The following is a 23,165-nucleotide window of genomic DNA, read 5'->3' as shown; positions in this document are numbered from 1 at the left end:
TATTTAACTTTATTCAGCAAAAATCTCACATCTTTTATAGAGGCGAGAATCATGAAACTATTTATTTTAGGAGGCGAAAACCGTGGCATTTGAATTTAAGTTGCCAGATATCGGTGAAGGTATCCATGAAGGTGAAATCGTAAAATGGTTTGTCAAACCAGGCGATGAAGTAAATGAGGACGATGTACTTTGTGAGGTCCAAAATGATAAAGCAGTAGTAGAAATTCCTTCTCCTGTTAAAGGTAAAGTACTAGAAGTACTTGTGGAAGAAGGTACTGTTGCCATTGTAGGAGATACACTAATTAAATTTGATGCTCCTGGATATGAGGACCTTCAATTTAAAGGTGATGAAACTGAGGAAGCTCCTAAAGAAGAAGCTCAAGCTGAACAACCAGCAGCGACTCCATCAGAAGCAACTGCACCTGCTGCAGATGTTGATGAAAACCGTCGTATTATCGCAATGCCTTCTGTTCGTAAATATGCACGCGAAAAAGGCGTGGATATCAAAAAGGTTGCAGGAAGCGGTGATAATGGTAGAATAATGAAGTCGGATATTGATGCGTTTATTTCTGGCGGTGCACCAGTTGCTACAGAAACACCAGCGACCGAAGCTCCAGCTGCAGCTACTCAAGAAGCAGAAAAAGCTCCTGCAAAACAACCAATTCCTGCGGGCACATATCCAGAGACTCGTGAAAAGATGAGTGGAATCCGTAAGGCAATTGCTAAGGCTATGGTTAACTCAAAACATACTGCTCCACACGTAACTTTAATGGACGAAGTAGATGTAACAGAGTTGGTTGCACACCGTAAGAAATTTAAAGCTGTTGCAGCTGAAAAGGGTATTAAATTAACATACCTACCATATATCGTTAAAGCATTAACAGCAGCGCTACGTGATTTCCCTGCGTTAAATACATCACTTGATGATGCTACTAACGAAATTATTCATAAGCACTACTACAATATTGGTATTGCTGCAGATACAGAAAAAGGTCTACTTGTTCCGGTTGTCAAAGATGCGGATCGTAAATCTATCTTCAGTATCTCAAATGAAATTAATGAATTAGCAGGTAAAGCTCGTGATGGTAAGCTTGCTCCAGATGAGATGAAGGGTGCTTCATGTACTATTAGTAATATTGGTTCAGCTGGTGGACAATGGTTTACTCCAGTTATTAATCACCCTGAGGTTGCGATCTTAGGAGTAGGACGAATTGCTGAGAAGCCGGTTGTTAAAAATGGTGAAATTGTTGTAGCTCCAGTTCTTGCTTTATCATTAAGCTTTGACCACCGTATGATTGATGGTGCTACTGCACAAAACGCACTCAACCAAATCAAACGTTTGTTAAATGATCCACAATTATTATTAATGGAGGCGTAATTCAACATGGTAGTAGGAGATTTCCCGATTGAAACAGACACAATAGTCATTGGTGCTGGACCTGGTGGGTATGTTGCAGCTATTCGTGCAGCCCAACTAGGACAAAAAGTTACCATTGTAGAAAAAGGCACTGTTGGTGGTGTATGTCTTAACGTTGGATGTATCCCATCTAAGGCATTAATCTCTGCAGGGCACCGTTTTGAAACAGCTAAACATTCTGATTCAATGGGAATCAAAGCTGAAAATGTTACACTTGATTTTTCAAAAGTTCAAGCATTTAAAGATGGTGTTGTTAAGAAATTAACTGGTGGAGTATCAGGACTACTTAAAGGTAACAAAGTTGATGTTGTTCAAGGCGAAGCATATTTCGTTGATGGAAACTCTTTACGTGTAATGAGTGAAAACTCTGCACAAACTTATAATTTCAAAAACGCAATCATTGCTACTGGATCTCGTCCAATCGAGATACCATCTTTTAAATATTCAAAACGTGTACTTGATTCAACAGGTGCATTAGGGCTTAAAGAAGTACCAGAAAAAATCGTTATTATCGGTGGCGGTGTTATCGGTATTGAGCTTGGTGGCGCTTATGCAAACTTTGGATCACAAGTAACAATCTTAGAAGGAGCAGATGACATCCTTCTTGGTTTTGAAAAGCAAATGACTACACTTGTGAAGAAGAACCTAAAGAAAAAAGGTGCAGAAATCATCACAAAAGCGTTAGCTAAAGGTGTAGAAGAAACTGAAAATGGCGTAACAGTGAAATATGAAACAAAAGGTGAAGAACAATCAATCGATGCAGATTATGTATTCGTAATGGTTGGACGTCGTCCAAATACTGATGAGCTTGGATTAGAGCTTGCTGGTGTTAAAATGAATGAAAGAGGCGTAATTGAGATTGATAAACAATGCCGTACAAGCGTAAGTAATATCTACGCAATCGGTGATATTGTTCCAGGACCTCAATTAGCACACAAAGCATCATATGAAGGTAAAATTGCTGCGGAAGCAATCGCTGGTCACCCATCTGAAATTGACTACTTAGGAATTCCTGCAGTTGTGTTCTCTGAACCAGAACTTGCTACTGTTGGTTACACTGAGCAGCAAGCTAAAGAAGAAGGAATTGAAATCGTGGCAGCTAAGTTCCCTTATGCAGCAAACGGTCGCGCACTTGCACTTGAAGCAACCGATGGTTTTGTGAAGCTCATTACTCGTAAAGAAGATGGACTTCTAATCGGTGCACAAGTAGCTGGTGAAAGTGCATCAGATATTATTTCTGAATTAGGTCTAGCTGTTGAAGCTGGAATGACAGCTGAAGATATCGCTATGACAATTCATGCTCACCCAACTCTTGGTGAAATTACAATGGAAGCAGCAGAAGTTGCTCTAGGTACTCCAATTCATATTGTAAAATAATGATTATAAAAAAATCGCTCCTTTTCGGGGCGATTTTTTTTGCTGTCTAATTCTAGTTTCAGGCTGATGTTCTTTCCTATTTTGAACTTGCCGAAGAAGATAATACGTTTTCTAGAGGAGTGATTATTTCGTCTTTGTCTACATTTCCTTCAATTTTTTGAAGGACTTTATCTTGTTGAACAATTAATAAAGATGGATATGTCTCAATTTGATACTTCGTATAAAGTCTATTATCTTCAGAAGAAACAACTTTCATGTTTGCGATTTCTGTTGGGTATTTATTCTTAAGTTCCAGTAGAGCATCATAGTAGCTGCTTTCATTACGCAGATTATCCTCATCCGAAAAAAAGATAATTTGTTTTTCATCGGTTTCCGGTATTGGCGGCTGTGCCTTGTACGAAGAACACGAGGAAAGTATAAAAAAAGAAAGTATGATTAGAGTATAGGCTTTCATTTTTATAATCACTCTTCCATAAAATAGTCAAATGGATAGGTCTTTACAGCTAATAAAAGTAATACAAAACACCTATTTTTTCATTCCAATTCATTTTATCATGTATTCTAAAAATTCTTTCCGATGTAATCGATTTGTTACAAAAATGAAAAATACTACCATCTATCTGTGCATATTAATTAATATAGTAAACAGAAATTTATAGAAGACAAGCTTGTTCTCACACCATTTTTGGAAAAAGACGTAGCCACTTGAGAAGCTGCTTTCTTAGTTTATGTTCTTTTATTGTAAATAAAAGGAGAGTTTTCTAATGAGGGTATATGTAATTGGGTTGATCCAGGTTTTAATTTGGAGTACTTTTTCATTGGTAACATGGTTGTCAGGATCTGATAGCCTGCTTGCTAGAGGTGTATTATTGATTATTTTTTGCTATATCGCCTTCGTAATCGCTACCAAGATCGGTTTGACGCGAAAAGGATCCTTACTGATAACAGCAATCTCATTTTTTTGCTTTTTCTCGTTTGAAAAAGTGTTTTGGTTCCTCACGTAAAAATAGACCACATCTGTAGGATATGGTCTATTTTTATTTTTCCTATTTTCGTTTGTAAAAATACATAACCCGTCCGTTGAATAGATGTAATTCACCCTCAAGTTTTTTAGCTAAAAACTTACAAAATTCGTTTGCTTTTCCTTTGTCACCTGCAGTTGAAATTTCAGGAAGGGTGACTTGGATATAGCTTTGATCTGTATTCTCACCATTTTCGTCTACAATTTTTTCTTGACCCACACCGACTATGATTGCCTTGTATTTTTGATGATCTGAATTTAAGTAAAACCAATGTTTTTCGTGATTGGTTTCTTTTATTTGGTAAGGGAATGCAGCGTTATCGTATTCCCAATTAAGCTGTTTGCCAGTTTTACCTGTGATTTCTATGTAATAGCTAAAGAGGTCTTTCACATCATCAAGTGAGATATGTTGTACGTTTGAATTAGGGACAAGCTTTATGTATGCGTTTTCCAAACTGTTCACTCCTACTCCAGAAAGTATTCGGTTATTGTCTCTTTTTCTATGTGAATTCACTTCTATTCTAGCATTTAACGGATAAGACTTACAACTTCATATTGTTTGTGATAAATGTATACATCTTTAATATGAATCATAAAAACAAATAAAAAAATAATAATGTTATACAATTAACCATTGACTAATCAAATGTGACATACTATTATATAAATAACATATCATAAAACGTTTTCAATGAAGAAAAAACTACTTTTCGAAAGGGGCTTTGAATAATGGGTACAATCATCTGTCAAACTTGCAGCGAGACAATCGAGCACTTTGAATACGAGAAGGTTACAACACTTTATTCAACATGCGACCACTGTGATTGTAATCACGAAGAAAATTAATCTTTATTAAAAACATATGAAAAAAGCATGCAGAATTTGCATGCTTTCTTTTTTTGAATGATAAGAAAGTATAAATTTTTTAGCTAGTTTTCAATGTCTATCTCAGGCGCCATCGGCTCTCTGGTCTAAGCGACTCGCTTCGGAAGGCAAGAAACGACTTCTGTAAGCGTAGCCTTATGCGTGTCGCCTAAGGCTGCGCGCCTTACGCTTTCTTCAATCTATCGAATCGCTCGGTGTTCTTTAATGACACGGAGGAATTTCAGTTCATAATCCTCAGGTCCTTGGACCGGGAGGCCGGCTTCAATATTGGTTTGAATATACGTTAAGTTCTCCTCAGTAATGATTTCTCCAGGGATAAAAATCGGAATACCTGGTGGATAAACCATCACGAATTCTGCTATTACACGTCCTGCAGATTCTTCGAATGGTACCACTTCTGTTTCAGAGTAAAAAGCATCTCTTGGCGATAAAGCGAGAACAGGAATGTCTGGAAGTAATACTTCTGGAACGATTCTTGATTCGAAAAAGTGAGATACTTCATCGGAAAGATTAGCAAGTGCCTCAATCAGTAGATCGGCCTCTTTTTGGGAATCACCTGGTGTTATAATACATAGGATGTTATAGAGGTCGGACATCTCCACTTCTATATTATATTTTTCACGTAGCCAAACTTCCGCATCTGATCCTGTAATGCCAAGGTCTTTTACAGAAATGATTAATTTTGTTGGGTCTAAATCAAATGTTGCTTTTGAGCCTAAAATTTCTCGTCCGACACAATATAGTTTTTCGATTTCGTTGATTTTGTCTCGAATATAATTGGCCAAGAGTATCGTTTTTTCAATAAGGTCATGACCTTCTGTTACTAAACGCTTCCTAGCGACATCCAAGGACGCCAATAATAAATAGGAGGTAGACGTTGTTGTAAGCATACTTAAAATCGATTGTACTCTGTTAGAAGAGACTAAACCTTCTTTTACATTTAAAATAGAGCTTTGTGTCATAGACCCACCAAGTTTATGGACGCTCGTGGCTGCCATATCAGCACCTGCTTGCATGGCTGATAGGGGAAGCCCTTCATGAAAGTGAATATGAACACCGTGTGCTTCGTCAACGAGAACCGGAACATCATAGGAATGAGCAATATCTACAATTCTCTTTAAGTCTGCAGCTATTCCAAAATATGTTGGATTAATTACGAGCAAACCTTTTGCATCTGGATGCTGTTCAAGTGCTTTTTCAACAGAATCAGTTGTGATTCCATGAGAAATTCCTAATTTATTGTCAATTTCGGGATGGATGAAAATTGGAACTGCACCGGAAAAAACAATGGCAGACATAACCGATTTATGGACGTTTCTTGGTACAATGATTTTGTCTCCAGGGCCACAGACAGCCATGACCATTGTCATGATTGCTCCACTAGTACCTTGAACAGAAAAAAATGTATGATCCGCCCCAAACGCTTCAGCAGCAAGGTCTTGAGCCTGCTTAATGATACCTTTAGGCTGATGAAGGTCATCTAAAGGTCCAATATTAATTAAATCAATGGATAAGGCATTATCACCGATAAAGTTTCGAAATTCAGGGTCAATTCCTGCTCCTTTTTTATGTCCAGGTATATGGAATTGGGTTGGATTCTTTTTTGCATGTTCAACAAGACCAGTAAATAATGGTGTTTCATTTTGTGACAATTGATAACCACACCTCTTTATTTATATAATTTTACTCGTTTTAAAATGTCTTTTTTGCATAAAACAAGAGAATTATAGCACTTCTTTTACCGTTTGCATATAAAAATATTTCTCTCTTTTAAAGTGTCACAGGTAGAAGATTATTAAACATTTTAGGGGTTGTTAAACTTTACTGTATATTCAAGAACCAGAATAAAAAAGAGGAGTTTTAGGTTATCGTCTCGAAATGATTTATTTGAAAGGTGGGAGTTTAATGAATTGGGAAACAAGGGTATCAACTTTATTGGGAATTAAATATCCAATCATTCAGGGAGGACTTGCTTATTTAGCTTATTCTGAGCTTGCAGCAGCTGTTTCGAATGCAGGAGGACTGGGGCAAATTACAGCAATGTCACTTCATTCACCAGAAGAACTGCGTAATGAAATTAAAAAAGTAAAAGAATTAACAAAAAATCCATTCGGGGTTAACTATGCAATTGGACAACATGGAAGACCATTTTCTGACATGCTTGAAGTTGCCATTGAGGAAGAAGTACCTGTCATTACAATGACCGGGGGAAACCCAGCTCCAATTTTTGAACAATTAAAAGGTGTTAACACAAAGAAACTCGTTCTTGTTGCAGCTAGAAGGCAAGCTCAAAAAGCCGAGGAACTAGGAGCAGACGCTGTGATGGTGGTTGGTCAAGAGGGCGGAGGTCATCTTGGAAGACAGGATATCGGAACAATGGTTCTTATTCCACAGGTAGTAGATGCCGTTTCAATTCCAGTTATCGCATCCGGGGGCATTGGTGATGCACGTGGATTAATGGCAGCATTAAGCTTAGGGGCTGAAGGAATCGAAATGGGTACACGTTTTATTGCCACAAAGGAATGTGTACATGCTCATCAAGGCTATAAAGACGCATTGATAAAAGGAACTGAAAATGATACAGTTGTGATTAAACGATCACTTGGGGCACCAGGTCGAGCGATTTCAAATGAATGGACCTCAAAGATTCTTCAGTTAGAAGAAGTAAACAGCGGATACGAAGGATTAAAGGAATACATAAGTGGTCAAGCTAATATGAACTATATTTATGATGGAAAGTTAGATGGTGGCTATGCTTGGGCAGGTCAGGTGATGGGTCTTATAAAAGACGAACCAACAGTTGCTGAGCTATTTGAACGGATGATCACTGAGGCTGAGCAAATTCGAAACAGGTGGAGCAAATAGAGGTGAACAAATTGGATTATCAATATCCTATTTCCTTTGATTGGAGCACAGATGAAGTAGTTGATGTCATCTCCTTTTTTGAATGTGTTGAAAAAGCATATGAAAAGGGAATTTCAAGGGATCGATTAATGCAGGCATATAAGCGGTTTAAAGAAATTGTGCCAAGTAAATTAGAGGAAAAACAGGTTTGCGGGGAATTCGAAGAAACGAGTGGTTATTCTGCATACCGTGTTATCCAAAAAGCAAAAGAAATTAAGGAAATCATCAAGATGTAGATTAAAAGGATGTTCTATGATAAATAGGACATCCTTTTAGCTTGTCGAAAAATCTTTCAGTTTCAAAACTTATTTTGAACTTTTTTGCGCTAGCTGATATAATGGAAGTAACTTTCTGAAAGTTTCATCAATTGTTTGTATTAATTCTTCACCATTCATGTTAACTACTTTATCTCGAGAAATGTTAATTCCACAAAGAATTTCAGCCTTTTTGACTGATTGAAGTCGTGTAAACATCGATTCAAGTTCTTGATCGTTTAACTCATGATGAATATTCGTATCTGGTTTTGTGTGATCGACTGACCATAAATAATGGTTTGGGACACTTTCTTTAATTTGTTTTGAATGCTCCATTAATATTTTTCCAAACTCAGATTTATTTGGTGCTTCATATATTACCGCAAACCAAACAAAAAGATGGGTATTCCACAATCCGATTTGAAAATGAGGCAACATTTTATATCCGCGTTTATTATTTGCGAAAGCTACCCAAGTATCTTTAGGTGGATTGATTGTCCTTCTCGCATGTTTTGCGACATGAGCAAACATTTCGTCTCCTGTCAGGCTTGAAAGGGTAGGTGCAAAATAATTCCCTAAATCCTCTAATTTGGGCCGAACATGTGAAACTAATGCATTCATTCGATTTTCAAGTCCATCTATTGTAAACACATCAAAGTCTTCGTTTGTAAACCCTGTAAAAGTCATTTATGTATCCTCCTATTGATAGTCCTATAGTCATTTTACCAAAAACATAAGATTTTCTGTACTAGTCTGCTTTGAATATAACGTATGCTTCTAGGTATACGCACATATTTGTTACAATGCTCCGATTTTTTCATAAGATAGTTGTAATAAGTGGAATAGTTAAAAAGGGAAAGTGAATGTTTGAAATAAATGAAAGGGGTGCGAAAATTGAAACAAGTGATAAATGATTTAAAGCGAAAAGACGGTGAGAAACGCTTGGCAGTGTTACGTCTTGAAGTAGACTATGAATTGGCAACCCTTTATGATGCGATGATTGAAAATGATGAAGTGAAAAAAGCAGAATGTAAAAAGAAACTACAAAAATTAAGCAAAGAAATAATTAAACTTGAAGCATAAAGGCACAAAGGCGAACCAAAGTTGGTTTGATTTAGAGTGTAGACAAAGTCAGTACTGACTTTGTCTACACTTTTTTTACAGATATCTAGATGTAAATTACTTTCCCCAGATTGTTTTGAAAACGCTTGTCAGTCATGGCGCGCAGTCAATCGAAGACGCCAATAGAAGTTGCCTTCATGAACGAATTAGAGAGGCAAGCAAGGAAGTATGAGAGCGTTTGTCAACAGTCTGAGGCGAACCAAAGTTGGTTCGCTATCCTTATTGCTTGCTTTTCAGTAAAAAAGTGAAGTAAGCTTTTAAAGTATAATACTTAGCGTATACTATCCGATGAGATAAAAAAGTGAGGTACTTACAATGATTAATTGGATTGAAATTGAAGACTATGCCAAACATTGGATAAGAGAAGCGGGGGAACGAATAAGAGATTCGTTTCAAGCAAAGCTAGTGATTGAGACAAAATCAAATCCTGATGACTTAGTCACCAATATGGATAAAGAAACTGAACAGTTTTTTATCAAAAAAATACATAGTACCTTTCCAACACACAAAATTCTTGGAGAGGAAGGTTTTGGAGACAAACTTCAGTCATTAAAGGGGATCACATGGATTATTGATCCAATCGATGGCACAATGAATTTCGTTCATCAACAACGCAATTTTGCAATTTCTGTTGCAGTGTACGAAGACGGGGTAGGGCAAATTGGACTTATATACGATGTCGTACATGATGAACTTTATCACGCGCGTAGAGGTCATGGTGCCTATCTTAACTCTACAAAAATTGAGCCACTAGGGGAGGTCCCTCTTGAAAAAGCCATTGTTGCTATAAATGCTACATGGGTTACTGAGAATAAACGAATAGATCCGAAAATTTTAATTCCAATAGTCAATGCTGTTCGCGGAACTCGTTCTTATGGGTCCGCTGCACTGGAATTAGCCTATCTCGTAACCGGACGAATTGATGTATACATCACCATGCGCCTATCACCTTGGGATTTTGCAGCAGGTGTTGTTCTCTTACAGGAAGTTGGGGGTGTGATCACTACGCTTGACGGGGAGCCCTTAAACTTTTTAAAGGAAAACAGTATTTTTGTTGCAAGACCTAATTTACATAAAGAGATTTTTACAAAGTTTTTAAAGAGGAAATAAAAAAGCGCGAGAAGGCAGAATTAGAGTCTGCCGTTCTCACGCATTTTTTTCTTTGTCGTAAATCCTAAACCTGTAACAATAATTACTGCAATAATAGACAAAATAATACCTAATAGACTTTTTTCAGCTATTGATACACCAATTAGCATAATACAAACAGCTGTTGCAATCGCAATGAGAAGCATTGGGATATTCACGTTTTTCAAAGTAATTTGCCCCTTTCCATAATTTATTTTACAGATAAATATGTATTATTTCTATACTTTGGTATATAATATTTTAGTTGCGACTCTTTTTGAAAGTAAAAAAATGTAAAAAGTAATTAAAATCCTTAATTTGATAATAGGAGATGTGAAATAGTGACAACACGTAATGACTTACGAAATATAGCAATTATCGCACACGTAGACCATGGAAAAACAACCCTTGTAGATACACTGCTTCATCAATCAGGAACATTTCGTTCCAATGAGCATGTAGATGAACGCGTTATGGACTCTAATGATATTGAGCGTGAACGTGGTATTACCATTCTTGCCAAAAATACGGCAATTAATTATAAGGGTACCCGCATTAATATTATGGATACACCAGGACATGCTGACTTCGGTGGGGAAGTTGAACGTATTATGAAAATGGTTGATGGTGTATTATTAGTTGTCGATGCTTATGAAGGCTGTATGCCACAAACTCGTTTTGTATTGAAAAAAGCATTAGAGCAAAATCTTACACCAATCGTCGTTGTAAACAAAATTGACCGTGACTTCGCAAGACCAGAAGAAGTTGTAGACGAGGTCATCGATTTATTTATCGAACTAGATGCTTCTGAGGAGCAATTAGAGTTTCCGGTTGTATATGCTTCAGCAATCAATGGAACAGCTAGTACAGACCCACATCAACAGGATGAAAACATGGAATCCTTATTCCAATGCATTATCGAAAACATTCCTGCTCCAATTGATAATAGTGAAGAACCATTACAATTTCAAGTAGCATTACTTGATTATAACGACTATGTTGGAAGAATTGGAATTGGACGAGTATTTAGAGGAACTATGCATGTTGGGCAGCAAGTTGCTTTGATGAAATTAGATGGTAGTGTAAAACAATTTCGTGTGACAAAAATCTTTGGTTTCTCAGGATTAAAACGGATTGAAATCCAAGAAGCAAAAGCGGGAGATCTTGTTGCTGTATCGGGTATGGAGGATATCAATGTTGGTGAAACAGTTTGTCCAATTGAACACCAAGATGCCTTACCAATTCTTCATATTGATGAGCCGACTTTACAAATGACATTTTTAGTAAATAATAGCCCATTCGCTGGACGCGAAGGTAAATATGTCACTGCCCGTAAAATTGAAGAACGTCTTCGTGAACAGCTTCATACCGATGTAAGTTTACGAGTGGATAATACAGATTCTCCAGATGCATGGGTTGTTTCAGGACGTGGTGAACTTCACTTATCGATATTAATTGAAAATATGCGTCGTGAAGGCTACGAGCTTCAGGTTTCTAAGCCAGAGGTTATTGTAAAAGAAATTGATGGAGTTCGTTGTGAACCAGTGGAGCGAGTTCAAATAGATGCACCCGAAGAACACACTGGTGCCATCATGGAATCTATTGGTGCACGTAAAGGCGAAATGTTAGACATGATTAATAATGGTAATGGTCAAGTCCGACTTATCTTCATGGTCCCTGCACGTGGGCTTATCGGATACACAACAGAATTTTTAACGTTAACAAGAGGTTTTGGTATCCTTAATCATACCTTTGATAGCTACAAGCCAATGGCCCAAGGACAAGTAGGTGGACGTAGACAAGGTGTGCTTGTTTCGATGGAAACAGGTAAAGCAACCCAATACGGAATTACTGGCGTTGCAGACCGTGGTACGATCTTTGTTGAGCCTGGTACAGAGGTATATGAAGGAATGATCGTGGGTGAACATACTCGTGAAAATGACTTAACGGTTAATATCGTGAAAGCCAAACAAATGACAAACATGCGTTCAGCCAATAAAGACCAAACAACAACGATGAAAAAGGCACGTATTATGTCATTGGAAGAATCACTCGAATATTTAAATGATGACGAGTATTGTGAGGTTACTCCAGAATCTATCCGTTTACGTAAAAAGGTTCTAGATAAAAATGAACGTGAAAAAGCAGCAAAACGAAAAAAACTTGCTGAAGTAAATCAATAGGGTTGTGAACCTTGTCCCTTTCTGATACTTTTATGATAGGAAGTGTCAGAAAGAGGGGATGAATAGTAATGGATGTCTATGAACACATGTGGCCGATTGCAAAAACAATCTATAGTTCGACAACTCCTAATGTCGGGTCAAATATATTGTATGTTGTCATTTTACTCTTAACGATTATCGTGTTCCGTTTAGGGTTTGCGAAAAAACTGCCATTGTTAAAAAATATTGTCATTTATGCATGTCTTGCCTTTGGCTGTACAATTTTAACGTTTTTAGGTGCATTCTTACCGATTGCGGAAGGATTAGCGATTACCGCTGCTATATTACTTATTTATAAAGTACGTCTTCACCAGACAAAAAATCGTGAAGCGTAAGGAGGTAATCTGATGAAATCCCTACAGGATGCGATTTATAATTGGTTAACGATTAAAATTGTAGCTGAAGCAAGGCCTGATGATAAGGCAGCCAAGGAAACATTCGATCTATTTGAAGATATTTTGGTAAATGAGTTTAAATTGAAGGACATCCAAATTCAAAAAGATGATGTGATGTATCTTGTGAACTATACGATCGATGGGGAAGCGAAAAGTGCTAGGTTTCCAACAGAGTTAATCGAAGTCATGCACAACCAGATCAGTCAACATCCAGAGAGATATCAGAATTACGAATAAAACAAAAAGCCGAGTCTGAGTGCTCGGCTTTTTTGTTTTTGTCTAGCTCCAGCGCCTAGCCCCTCTCTGGTCTAGTCAATCCTTCAATAAGGATAAAATACATCCTTCTCGTCGGCTTCACTTATGCTTGTCGGGGCTGTTCGAGGCGCTTGTGCTTTTCTTATTACCACCAATCGTCATCGGTTTTCTTTTTGCGATACAGTTTAAATTTATTTGTTGCAATTCTTTCGTTTGTTCTAGTTTCAATTCGATCATGGCATTCTTGACACATATATGTATGGATTGGGCGGTTTCTTAGTCGTTTAGCGAGGCTGGATTCATCCTCAATGTCCTCGATTTTATCACAAATTACACATTTTACTTTCATTTTTTATAAACCCCTCAATTGTTATCTAGTATCTGTTTTTTCATGTCTAGCTCCATGCGCCATCGGCTCTCTGGTCTAGGCCAGTCGCTTCTGAAGGTGAAAACCCCTCAGAAGCGCTCGTATTATGCTAGTCGCAGATAAGCGCGCCTAGAGCTTTTCTATATTATACAACATTACTTACTTTTCTGACAAAGTTTGTCTTTTTTTAAAGAAAATAATGAAGAACAAACAGAGTGAGGTTAACCAACAAAGTCCTTCATCCGCTGAAGACTCCCCGGATGCCAACAGAAATCCAACAAAAAGCGCGAGAAAAACAAAATGTTTTCCACGCGCTTCATCCCTTATTTATTACCCATTTTATCGTTTGATTGATCTTGCTGCTCTTTATCTATTTTTTGTTGTTCTTTTGGATTTAGTTGCTTATCATTTGTCTTCGTTGGTTCAGTGTTTTGATTATCGATTAAATCACTCGGAACATCTGGTACCAATCTCCCGACAATTTGTGCCAATTCATCTAAAATACCTGTAATAGGTCTTCCATCTTCAATTTGTTTCCTCATTTGCTTCAAGCGCTCATAAGTATCAGCATCAGCAATTACAATGGCGTTTGCTCCGTAAGGGTCATGCTGTAAGCTCTCAGCTACCGAGTATTTTATCGTCTGTACCCTTGAACGTTCCAATTTTGAATCTACATCAATGCCAACGACGGCAAACTTTCCTAGTACAACGGCTGTGGCATCATTCACCTTAGGGACACTACTTGCAAGTTCGACAAGATGGCTTGCAATTTCTTGCCCTGTTTTTCTGTCAATATTGTTTTCAACTGTATTTTGAACCTTTACCCGATCATCTTTTCCGTTTTCACCCGCATTATTATTTCCTCCACAACCAGAAACCAAAAATAGTATACTCGAGAACAGAAGGATATTAATATATCTCACCGTTTTGCCTCCCATCGTTCTATATGTTTTCTTTTTTTATTGTTTAATTATTCTTCTATCTTTATGCATCCAGACATATATTTTTATCAATGGTCGTCCTTACACGAACAAAAATTAGGATTGGCTAATATAATATAAAAAAATTTTCGTACGAAAGGATTACCTGTTTCACTCCTAAAACAAAAATTGAAACCCACTTGAGTAGGAGGCGTGATTTTGGGGAAAATTTATGTATTAGACACAAATGTATTACTGCAAGATCCTAGAGCAATTTTTTCATTTGAAGATAATGAGGTAGTTATACCTGCAGTAGTGTTAGAAGAGGTTGACTCAAAAAAACGTTATATGGATGAAATAGGTAGAAATGCGAGGCACGTATCAAAGCTTATCGATAATTTACGGCAAACAGGGAAATTACACGAAAAAATACTGCTTGAAACAGGTGGAAGCCTGCGGATTGAATTAAATCATAGATCCTTTCATGAACTTCAAGAGATCTTTGTTGAGAAAACAAATGATAACCGCATTTTAGCAGTTGCCAAAAATCTCTCGTTGGAAGAACAATCAAAAGAAAATGGGAAGCAGGTTATTTTAGTAAGTAAGGATGCATTAGTTCGAGTAAAGGCTGATGCATTAGGGTTACAATCGGAAGATTTTTTAAGCGATCGTGTGGTTGAGGTTGACCATATATATTCCGGATTTCTCGAAATATATATAAACCGTAACCTTCTTGATCTCTTTTATGAAAAAGGGGAACTTCACGTAACAGAGTTAGTCAATCACCCATTTTATCCAAATCAATTTATCCTCTTAAAAGATGCATTAGGTGGGTCATCATCTGCTATTGGGATAGTTGATAAGACAGGTAAAGTGGTAAAAAAGCTCCATTTTAAACAGGATCATATTTGGGGTATTAAACCAAGAAATGTACAGCAAACAATGGCGTTTGAGTTGTTATTAAGAGAGGATATACCATTGGTGACGCTAATAGGGAAGGCTGGGACTGGAAAAACATTATTAGCCCTTGCGGCTGGACTCATGCAGACAGAGGATTTAGGGCAGTATAAAAAGCTACTAGTCGCGCGCCCAATAGTCCCTGTAGGAAAAGATATTGGATTCTTACCTGGAGAAAAACAGGAAAAACTAAGGCCGTGGATGCAACCAATCTTTGATAATCTAGAATATTTATTTAATACGAAAAAGCCCGGTGAATTGGATGCTATTTTAGCCGGAATGGGCTCCATTGAGGTTGAGGCTCTTACCTATATCAGAGGGAGAAGCATTCCAGAGCAATTTATTATTATTGATGAGGCGCAAAATTTAACCAAGCATGAGGTTAAAACGATACTCACGAGAGTGGGGGAAAAGAGTAAAATCGTGTTTATGGGAGATACCGAACAAATCGACCATCCATATTTAGATGAATACAATAATGGGTTAACATATGTGGTAGAGAAATTTAAGGATCAAAAGATCGCAGGCCATATTCGATTAGTAAAAGGAGAACGGTCAGGTCTTGCACAATTAGCTGCAGATATCCTTTAAGACTGATTCCGTAAACATTGTTGTTTTTATTATAGAGATTAATAAGTATTAATTAATAAACATTTGGTGTTACTTCAAGTGATTGGAGCGTATGGCACGAGACTCCTGCGGGAATAGCGAGCTAAGCGAGACCCCGCAGTGAGGCACGAGCGAGGAGGCTTGCGGATCGCCCGCGGAAAGCGAGTGCCAGAAGCAGAAATCACCTCTAGTTTCAAAAAACTTTAAGTTAATAACAACTATCTATTAAAAAGAGCCTTCATTAAAGACAATAAAGCCTGTCACTATCCGTAAAGAGGGTAGTGACAGGCTCTATTCCCATGTTATTCAATGATAAAACTTGTAATATTCTTTATTGGGTTTTCACGATTTGATCCATCTCCAAAATAAAAATGGACAGGTCCGTCTTCACGTAAAGGCTTACCTTCTTTTGAAAAGCCAAGAACAGCATCATATGCTTCGCTAAGTGGAACAATTGTTTCTTGATCATTTTGTACGATTTTTAATGTAGTAGCATCTTCAAAGGGTTCTGCATTTTTAATGAAATCCGAAAAAGGGATTCCAAATGTACCAGTTAATACTTTTTCCTTTAAAAACTTTTTCTCTGTTTTTAAAGTAGGAGGGTAAATCGCACCTTCACGAATTTCTCGATCCCAATGCTTTGAAACCGATTTTGTGTATTCGCTTAAATCTTGCTCGACGATTTGACCTGACTCGAAATATGTAAGTAAATCCACTCTACGATCATCAAAAATCCACACACTTGGGTCAAGTGTAATTTTATACTTTGTCTTTCCTTCAATTAAAATAATTGAGTTCATCGATGCATCAATCCTTTCATTCATATTATAGTGCTTTTGAAACGTAATAGGAAGTATAAGCTCATTAATTGTCTGAATTAGCGCTATTTGTTAATGAAATCGATTTTAAAGAATAATAGTCTTATCTATTTATTCTTGCAATTTTATTGTATACAGGTTAATATTTATAGATAGGATTAGGTATCGCTTCTGAACGGAGGGGTTATAAATTGACTTCAGAGATTTCGATCAATCATCGTGAAAAAGCATTGTCTTTACTACAAGCAGATGCTGAAAAAATATTAAAACTTATTAAAGTTCAAATGGATAACTTAACCATGCCTCAATGTCCACTTTATGAAGAAGTACTTGATACGCAAATGTTCGGATTATCCAGGGAAATAGATTTTGCAGTACGATTAGGATTAATAGAGGGGCTTGAAGGAAAAGAGCTCATCTCAAAACTTGAGCGTGAATTATCCGTTCTTCATGAAGCTTCAACTCGAAAATAGGTAACCTATAGATAAATCAACTCAAATTATCCGTTCAAATGGATAATTTGAGTTTTTTTATAAGAAGGGTTTACAGCATTTCTTTTTTACAGTAATTTTATAAAAAGGTTTTCACGTTGTTTATAATACTAAACACCTTAATAGGTTGTAAGATTAGAAGAAAAATGCAGGATTTTTACGATATAAATCGAAAAAATATAGTACAATAAATAATTATATCCTGTATTTAGAGGAAGATGCCAATGCTTAAGAAAATTTTAAAATCATATGATTATACCCTAGTAGTTGCTGTGTTTCTTTTATGTTCCTTTGGACTCGTTATGGTCTATAGTGCAAGCATGGTCATTGCCTCAGCCCCAAAGTTTGGAGAAAACCCGTCCTTTTTCTTTGATAGACAGAAAGTGGCTTTACTCGCGGGTACAGCTGCATTTTTTGTTACCATGATCTTACCTTATAAAATATATGCATCTAAAAAGATTCTTCTCACTATTGTTCTAGGTTCAGTCGCAATGCTTTTATTAGTATTTGTTGTAGGTCATACAGCAAATAACGCTCAAAGTTGGATTATGGTAGGGGCAAGGGGAATTCAGCCTTCTGAGTTTACTAAACTTAGTGTTATCATCTATCTTGCTGCCGTTTATTCGAAGAAACAGGCGTATATTAACCAATTTGGTATAGCAGTTATGCCACCTATCATTTTTACCCTTGGCTTATGTATGACAGTAGCAATACAACCCGACTTTGGAACAGCCTTTATTATTGGGTTAATTGCATTGACCATCATTTTATGTTCAGGTATGGGGATTAAAAGCCTTGGTAAACTTATCTTTCTGGGCTTTGTTACAGCGGTACTTTTATCACCGTTACTATACATCTTATCAGGTGGGATCCTATCTGAGGGACGTATGGGGCGTTTTTTAGGATTTATGAATCCTTTTGAAGATGAAAAGAATGGCTACCAATTAGTAAACTCCTATATAGCTTTAGGTGCTGGTGGATGGAAAGGCCTAGGCTTAGGACAAAGTATTCAAAAGTTTAATTACCTTCCAGAAGCCCATACAGATTTCATTATGGCAATAATTGCTGAAGAATTAGGTTTATTTGGAGTCTTATTTGTATTATTATTGTTAGCATATATTGTTTTGCGAGGATTCCAAATTGCAAGAAAATGTACAGACCCTTTTGGAAGCTTGCTAGCGATTGGTATTTCCTCTATGATCGCCATTCAAACCTTTATTAATCTAGGAGGATTAACGGGGTTGATTCCAATCACTGGGGTTACCCTGCCATTTATTAGCTATGGAGGTTCATCTCTATTGTTATTAATGGCCTCTATGGGAATTCTAATAAATGTTTCGATGTTTACAAATTACCAATCTATGTATCTCACAAAAGAAAAACAACCGCAAAGTCAACCGGCTCGTTCTTTTCAAAAAAACTATGTCTCTTATAGATAAAAATATCTATATGTTGATGATAAAATGTATTATACTTTTTAAATTATATGATTTTTTAGAAGGAGGATTTATATGGACAAGCGCATCAAGAAGGTACTCGTTGCCAATCGTGGTGAAATCGCGATACGTGTTTTCAGGGCATGTACGGAGTTAAATATTCGTACAGTTGCTGTCTATTCCAAGGAAGATGCAGGATCTTATCATCGTTATAAAGCGGATGAGGCTTATTTAGTTGGTGAAGGAAAAAAACCAATAGATGCCTATTTGGATATTGAAGGAATTATAGAGATTGCAAAAGAAAATGACGTAGATGCCATTCATCCAGGTTATGGATTTTTATCTGAGAATATTGATTTTGCTAGAAGATGTGAAGAAGAGAATATTATTTTCATCGGTCCTAATACTGGACATCTTGATATGTTTGGTGACAAGGTAAAAGCAAGACACCAAGCAGAAAAAGCAGGTATCCCAGTCATTCCTGGTAGTGATGGGCCACTAAAAAGCGTAGAAGAGGCAGTGCGTTTTGGCGAAGAATACGGGTATCCTGTAATCATCAAAGCATCACTTGGTGGTGGTGGACGCGGAATGCGTATTGTTCGTAATAAGGCGGGGATTAAAGAATCGTACGAACGTGCTAAATCAGAAGCTAAGGCTGCATTTGGTAGTGATGAAGTATATATTGAAAAGTTAATTGAAAATCCAAAACATATTGAAGTCCAAATTATTGGTGATAGTCATGGAAATATAGTTCATCTCTATGAGCGTGATTGCTCTGTTCAACGACGTCATCAAAAAGTGGTCGAAGTAGCGCCAAGTGTTTCTTTATCTGAACAATTACGTCAAGACATTTGTGATGCTGCGGTAAAATTAATGAAGAATGTACAGTATGTGAATGCTGGAACCGTTGAATTCCTTGTTGCCAATGATGAATTCTATTTTATCGAAGTAAACCCACGTGTACAGGTTGAACATACTATCACAGAAATGATTACAGGTATAGATATCGTTCAAACACAAATCCAGGTTGCTGAGGGTCATTCATTACACAGTAATGAAATCGGTATCCCAGCACAGGAAGATATTAAAACACATGGGTATGCTATTCAATCCCGTGTAACAACAGAGGATCCATTAAATAATTTCATGCCAGATACAGGTAGAATTAGCGCATATCGAAGTGGTGGCGGATTTGGTGTTCGTCTAGATGCAGGAAACGGATTCCAAGGCGCAGTGATAACACCATATTATGACTCATTATTAGTGAAGCTATCTACACAAGCGCTAACCTTTGAACATGCTGCATCAAAAATGGTCAGAAACTTGAAGGAATTCAGAATCCGCGGAATTAAAACAAACATTCCGTTTTTAGAAAATGTTGTAAGGCACGAAAATTTCTTATCTGGTGAATATGATACTTCTTTCATAGATTCATCACCTGAATTGTTTATTTTTCCTAAACCAAAAGACCGTGGAACGAAGATGCTTTCCTATATTGGAACAGTAACAATCAACGGTTTTCCAGGTGTTGAAAAGAAAAGAAAGCCAGTATTTGATAAACCATTCTTACCTAAAGTAAGACATGATGAGCCAGTCCCAACTGGTACAAAACAAATTTTAGATGAACATGGTCCTGAAGGGGTAGTTGATTGGGTAAAAGAACAAAAACAAGTTCTCTTTACTGATACAACATTCCGTGATGCTCACCAATCACTACTTGCAACAAGAATTAGAACAAATGATATTAAACAAATTGCAGATCCAACCGCTAGATTATTACCAGAGTTATTCTCACTGGAGATGTGGGGGGGAGCAACATTTGATGTGGCTTACCGTTTCTTAAATGAGGATCCTTGGGAGCGCCTTGAAACATTAAGAAAACAAGCTCCAAATATTTTATTCCAAATGCTACTCCGTGCTTCAAATGCAGTAGGATATAAAAACTATCCTGATAATCTGATCCGTGAGTTTGTGAAAGAATCAGCTCAGTCTGGAATTGATGTATTCCGTATCTTTGACAGTCTGAACTGGGTGAAAGGGATGACACTAGCGATTGATTCTGTTCGTAACAATGGAAAAATAGCTGAAGCGGCCATTTGTTATACAGGTGATATTAGTGATCCAACACGAACAAAGTATGATTTGAAATATTACAAAGACCTAGCAAAAGAACTAGAGCAATCTGGTGCTCATATTCTGGGAATCAAGGATATGGCAGGCTTACTCAAGCCTCAAGCAGCATATGCGTTAATTTCAGAATTGAAAGAGACAGTTTCAATTCCAATTCACTTACACACACATGATACAAGTGGAAACGGGTTATTCACTTATGCTAAAGCGATTGAAGCAGGTGTAGACATTGTTGACGTAGCGGCAAGCTCGATGGCAGGTCTAACATCTCAACCAAGTGCAAACTCATTATTATATGCATTGGAAGGTTCTGAAAGAAAACCTGAACTTTCTGTAAAAGCATATGAGGAGATTGCACGATACTGGGAAGGTGTACGCAAATATTATCAAGATTTTGAAAGTGGTATGAATGCACCACATACTGAAGTTTATCAACATGAAATGCCAGGTGGACAATATAGTAATCTTCAGCAGCAGGCTAAGGGAGTTGGCCTTGGCACAAGATGGGAAGAGGTTAAAGAAATGTATCGTCGTGTAAATGATATGTTCGGCGATATAGTCAAAGTAACACCGTCTTCAAAAGTTGTCGGTGACATGGCATTATACATGGTTCAAAACAACCTAACGGAAGATGATATTTACGAAAGAGGAGAAACGCTTGATTTCCCTGATTCTGTAGTGGAGTTATTTGAAGGATATTTAGGTCAACCACATGGTGGATTCCCTAAAGAACTTCAACGGATTATTTTAAAGGGACGCGAGCCGATTACCGTTCGTCCAGGTGAATTACTAGAGTCTGTAGACTTCAGTGATGTAAAAGATACTTTAACTCACAGTCTAAATCGTGATGTAACAAATAAAGATTTGGTTTCTTATGCGTTATATCCAAAGGTATTCATGGACTACCAGAAAACGTTTGAGCAATTTGGTAACATTTCAATGTTAGATACACCAACGTTCCTTTACGGAATGAGACTTGGTGAGGAAATTGAAGTAGAGATTGAACAAGGAAAGACATTAATTGTTAAACTTGTTTCAGTTGGTCAAGCTCAACCAGATGGTACAAGAATTGTCTATTTTGAATTGAATGGACAGCCTCGTGAAGTAATCGTTAAGGATACGAATATTAAATCAACTGTTGTTGCGAAGCTAAAAGCAGATCGTGATAACGAAAACCATATTGGCGCTACAATGCCAGGTACAGTGATTAAAGTATTAGTAGAAAAAGGCGATAAAGTAAATAAAGGGGACCATCTCATGATTACAGAAGCAATGAAGATGGAAACAACTGTTCAAGCCCCATTCACAGGTGTAGTTAAGGATATTCACGTAGCAAATGGTGAAGCGATCCAAACAGGTGACCTTTTACTAGAACTTACAAAATAACTTACTTTGAGCCCCGAAGGTTATAACTTTGGGGCTCTTTTATGCAAAAAATAACCCGAGGATAAGTGCCCTCGGGTTTACTATTTCTTATTGAATTGGGACTGTTCGATTTGAACTAATTGGTTCCTCATTTGAATTTTGCGCTTCTGTCTTTAATGCCATTTCATTTTTATTACTTCTTGATGATAATAAAATAAAGTAACTAAAAACTCCGAATAGGCAAGCGATAAATAAAGCGTGTGCAAGTGCAATATAAAGATTTAAGTCAGATAAAACAACAATTGCCCCCGATATAACTTGCAACGAAATGAAGCCTAATGCAATCATCCATCCGTGATAAAGAACCTTTTCGTGCTTATAATGCTTATAAATACGAACAAAAAGCATCAATACCCATATAAATAATATGCCTGCCAATAGTCTGTGCCCCATTTGAATCCATTCATGCATTTGAGTTGGAAGACCAATATTATTATATGTACATACTGGCCAATCAGGGCAAGCTAGGGAAGCCCCAACATGTCGAACCAATGCGCCTGTATAAACAACAACTAAACTATAAATGGTTATTGCGTAAAACTGAGTTCGTAGTCTTTTGTCTATTACTAAAGAATCGGCATCAAACTTCTTATCCACTTCAAAAATTAGCAAAGTCAATAACAAAACTGATGCAAAGGAGATAAGCGAAATTCCGAAATGAAGAGCTAGGACGAGATCAGATTGTCCCCACATAACTGCAGCTGCACCAATCAGTCCTTGTAAAACTAAGAAAAAGAATGATATAAAAGCTAAAAACTTTGTTTCTCTAATATGACCGATTGCCTTCCAAGACCAGATCGATAGTGCTAGAACTAAAATCCCAACAACTCCAGAAACAACCCTATGACTTAGTTCAATAACCAGTTCAAAAGTTATCTCATCAGGAATCAATTGTCCGTGACAAAGTGGCCATGAATCTCCACATCCAGCACCTGATTCAGTTTTTGTTACAAGTGCACCACCGATTAACACAAATAGCATACCGATCGTAGTTAGAACCGATAACCATTTTAATAAACGGTTCAAAAAATC

Annotated in this window: 23 protein-coding genes; 14 read left to right on the top strand and 9 right to left on the bottom strand. The window is 37.1% G+C overall.

Translation table 11 applies throughout. From position 1 onward, the window contains the following. Positions 1–82 precede the first annotated feature (82 nt). Together RGU12_RS03725 and lpdA are read left to right on the top strand one after the other, a co-directional pair. Positions 83–1,378, top strand: a complete 1,296-nt coding sequence (locus tag RGU12_RS03725) for a dihydrolipoamide acetyltransferase family protein (protein WP_309534856.1) — start codon at positions 83–85, stop codon at positions 1,376–1,378. 6 nt (positions 1,379–1,384) lie between these two features. Next, entirely contained in the window at positions 1,385–2,794 is a 1,410-nt protein-coding gene (gene lpdA / locus RGU12_RS03720) for a dihydrolipoyl dehydrogenase (RefSeq protein WP_116350732.1), read from the top strand. Between the two features lie 76 nt (positions 2,795–2,870). Here the strand turns inward: lpdA and RGU12_RS03715 are convergent, their stop codons facing one another. Further along, positions 2,871–3,248 carry a thioredoxin domain-containing protein gene (locus RGU12_RS03715; protein WP_309534855.1) on the bottom strand — a complete coding sequence of 126 codons (378 nt, stop codon included), beginning with the start codon at positions 3,246–3,248 and terminating at the stop codon, positions 2,871–2,873. A 592-nt stretch (positions 3,249–3,840) separates the two neighbouring features. Beyond that, positions 3,841–4,269: a DUF1885 family protein gene (locus tag RGU12_RS03710; RefSeq protein WP_309534854.1), complete on the bottom strand. Its 429-nt coding sequence runs from the start codon at positions 4,267–4,269 to the stop codon at positions 3,841–3,843. Between the two features lie 275 nt (positions 4,270–4,544). On the opposite strand from RGU12_RS03710, the gene RGU12_RS03705 reads away from it, so the two are divergent. Continuing rightward, on the top strand, positions 4,545–4,661 hold the full coding sequence (locus RGU12_RS03705; protein ID WP_116350728.1) for a GapA-binding peptide SR1P: 117 nt from the start codon (positions 4,545–4,547) through the stop codon (positions 4,659–4,661). 218 nt (positions 4,662–4,879) lie between these two features. Here the strand turns inward: RGU12_RS03705 and RGU12_RS03700 are convergent, their stop codons facing one another. After that, the gene (locus tag RGU12_RS03700) at positions 4,880–6,352 is read right to left on the bottom strand and encodes an aminotransferase class I/II-fold pyridoxal phosphate-dependent enzyme (protein ID WP_309534853.1); all 1,473 of its coding nucleotides are present in this window, start codon (positions 6,350–6,352) and stop codon (positions 4,880–4,882) included. 253 nt (positions 6,353–6,605) lie between these two features. On the opposite strand from RGU12_RS03700, the gene RGU12_RS03695 reads away from it, so the two are divergent. Further along, positions 6,606–7,565 (top strand): NAD(P)H-dependent flavin oxidoreductase, encoded by a 960-nt coding sequence (locus RGU12_RS03695; RefSeq protein ID WP_309534852.1) that lies wholly within the window; start codon positions 6,606–6,608, stop codon positions 7,563–7,565. Positions 7,566–7,576: 11 nt separating this feature from the next. After that, on the top strand, positions 7,577–7,840 hold the full coding sequence (locus RGU12_RS03690) for a UPF0223 family protein (protein WP_309536264.1): 264 nt from the start codon (positions 7,577–7,579) through the stop codon (positions 7,838–7,840). 69 nt (positions 7,841–7,909) lie between these two features. Here the strand turns inward: RGU12_RS03690 and RGU12_RS03685 are convergent, their stop codons facing one another. Further along, complete coding sequence (locus RGU12_RS03685; RefSeq protein ID WP_309534851.1) at positions 7,910–8,545, bottom strand: YktB family protein; 636 nt, start codon at positions 8,543–8,545, stop codon at positions 7,910–7,912. Positions 8,546–8,752: 207 nt separating this feature from the next. Between RGU12_RS03685 and RGU12_RS03680 the strand changes: the two genes are divergently transcribed. Together RGU12_RS03680 and RGU12_RS03675 are read left to right on the top strand one after the other, a co-directional pair. Beyond that, on the top strand, positions 8,753–8,941 hold the full coding sequence (locus tag RGU12_RS03680) for a YkzI domain-containing protein (protein WP_309534850.1): 189 nt from the start codon (positions 8,753–8,755) through the stop codon (positions 8,939–8,941). A gap of 354 nt (positions 8,942–9,295) precedes the next feature. Then, the gene (locus tag RGU12_RS03675) at positions 9,296–10,090 is read left to right on the top strand and encodes an inositol monophosphatase family protein (protein WP_309534849.1); all 795 of its coding nucleotides are present in this window, start codon (positions 9,296–9,298) and stop codon (positions 10,088–10,090) included. A 20-nt stretch (positions 10,091–10,110) separates the two neighbouring features. Here the strand turns inward: RGU12_RS03675 and RGU12_RS03670 are convergent, their stop codons facing one another. After that, positions 10,111–10,296: a YlaF family protein gene (locus RGU12_RS03670; RefSeq protein ID WP_116350722.1), complete on the bottom strand. Its 186-nt coding sequence runs from the start codon at positions 10,294–10,296 to the stop codon at positions 10,111–10,113. A gap of 153 nt (positions 10,297–10,449) precedes the next feature. Between RGU12_RS03670 and typA the strand changes: the two genes are divergently transcribed. The 3 genes from typA to RGU12_RS03655 all read left to right on the top strand — a co-directional run bounded on the left by typA (position 10,450) and on the right by RGU12_RS03655 (position 12,962). Next, entirely contained in the window at positions 10,450–12,291 is a 1,842-nt protein-coding gene (gene typA / locus RGU12_RS03665) for a translational GTPase TypA (RefSeq protein WP_309534848.1), read from the top strand. A 68-nt stretch (positions 12,292–12,359) separates the two neighbouring features. After that, positions 12,360–12,665, top strand: coding sequence for a YlaH-like family protein (locus tag RGU12_RS03660; RefSeq protein WP_116350720.1), 306 nt, complete (start codon positions 12,360–12,362; stop codon positions 12,663–12,665). 12 nt (positions 12,666–12,677) lie between these two features. Then, positions 12,678–12,962: a hypothetical protein gene (locus tag RGU12_RS03655; RefSeq protein ID WP_309534847.1), complete on the top strand. Its 285-nt coding sequence runs from the start codon at positions 12,678–12,680 to the stop codon at positions 12,960–12,962. A gap of 163 nt (positions 12,963–13,125) precedes the next feature. Here the strand turns inward: RGU12_RS03655 and RGU12_RS03650 are convergent, their stop codons facing one another. Then, positions 13,126–13,329 carry a YlaI family protein gene (locus RGU12_RS03650; RefSeq protein ID WP_309534846.1) on the bottom strand — a complete coding sequence of 68 codons (204 nt, stop codon included), beginning with the start codon at positions 13,327–13,329 and terminating at the stop codon, positions 13,126–13,128. A 341-nt stretch (positions 13,330–13,670) separates the two neighbouring features. Then, positions 13,671–14,285, bottom strand: a complete 615-nt coding sequence (locus tag RGU12_RS03645; protein WP_396232299.1) for a YhcN/YlaJ family sporulation lipoprotein — start codon at positions 14,283–14,285, stop codon at positions 13,671–13,673. A 201-nt stretch (positions 14,286–14,486) separates the two neighbouring features. Between RGU12_RS03645 and RGU12_RS03640 the strand changes: the two genes are divergently transcribed. Continuing rightward, positions 14,487–15,815 (top strand): PhoH family protein, encoded by a 1,329-nt coding sequence (locus tag RGU12_RS03640; protein WP_309534844.1) that lies wholly within the window; start codon positions 14,487–14,489, stop codon positions 15,813–15,815. Positions 15,816–16,135: 320 nt separating this feature from the next. On the opposite strand, the gene RGU12_RS03635 is transcribed toward RGU12_RS03640, so the two are convergent. Continuing rightward, positions 16,136–16,633, bottom strand: a complete 498-nt coding sequence (locus RGU12_RS03635; RefSeq protein WP_309534843.1) for a peptidyl-prolyl cis-trans isomerase — start codon at positions 16,631–16,633, stop codon at positions 16,136–16,138. A 209-nt stretch (positions 16,634–16,842) separates the two neighbouring features. Here RGU12_RS03635 and RGU12_RS03630 point away from each other — a divergent pair, with 209 nt between their 5' ends. The 3 genes from RGU12_RS03630 to pyc all read left to right on the top strand — a co-directional run bounded on the left by RGU12_RS03630 (position 16,843) and on the right by pyc (position 22,094). Then, positions 16,843–17,124 (top strand): Fpa/YlaN family protein, encoded by a 282-nt coding sequence (locus RGU12_RS03630; protein ID WP_116350714.1) that lies wholly within the window; start codon positions 16,843–16,845, stop codon positions 17,122–17,124. A gap of 242 nt (positions 17,125–17,366) precedes the next feature. After that, complete coding sequence (locus RGU12_RS03625; protein WP_309534842.1) at positions 17,367–18,581, top strand: FtsW/RodA/SpoVE family cell cycle protein; 1,215 nt, start codon at positions 17,367–17,369, stop codon at positions 18,579–18,581. A 72-nt stretch (positions 18,582–18,653) separates the two neighbouring features. Further along, positions 18,654–22,094 (top strand): pyruvate carboxylase, encoded by a 3,441-nt coding sequence (pyc, locus tag RGU12_RS03620; RefSeq protein ID WP_309534841.1) that lies wholly within the window; start codon positions 18,654–18,656, stop codon positions 22,092–22,094. 87 nt (positions 22,095–22,181) lie between these two features. On the opposite strand, the gene RGU12_RS03615 is transcribed toward pyc, so the two are convergent. Next, positions 22,182–23,159, bottom strand: coding sequence for a COX15/CtaA family protein (locus tag RGU12_RS03615; protein ID WP_309534840.1), 978 nt, complete (start codon positions 23,157–23,159; stop codon positions 22,182–22,184). Positions 23,160–23,165: the final 6 nt, after the last annotated feature.

The organism is Ferdinandcohnia sp. QZ13 (genome assembly GCF_031324165.1).
GTDB lineage: Bacteria > Bacillota > Bacilli > Bacillales > Bacillaceae_L > Ferdinandcohnia.
The sequence above is the reverse complement of the archived record's forward strand: the minus strand, read 5'-3'. Positions and strand labels throughout refer to the sequence as shown.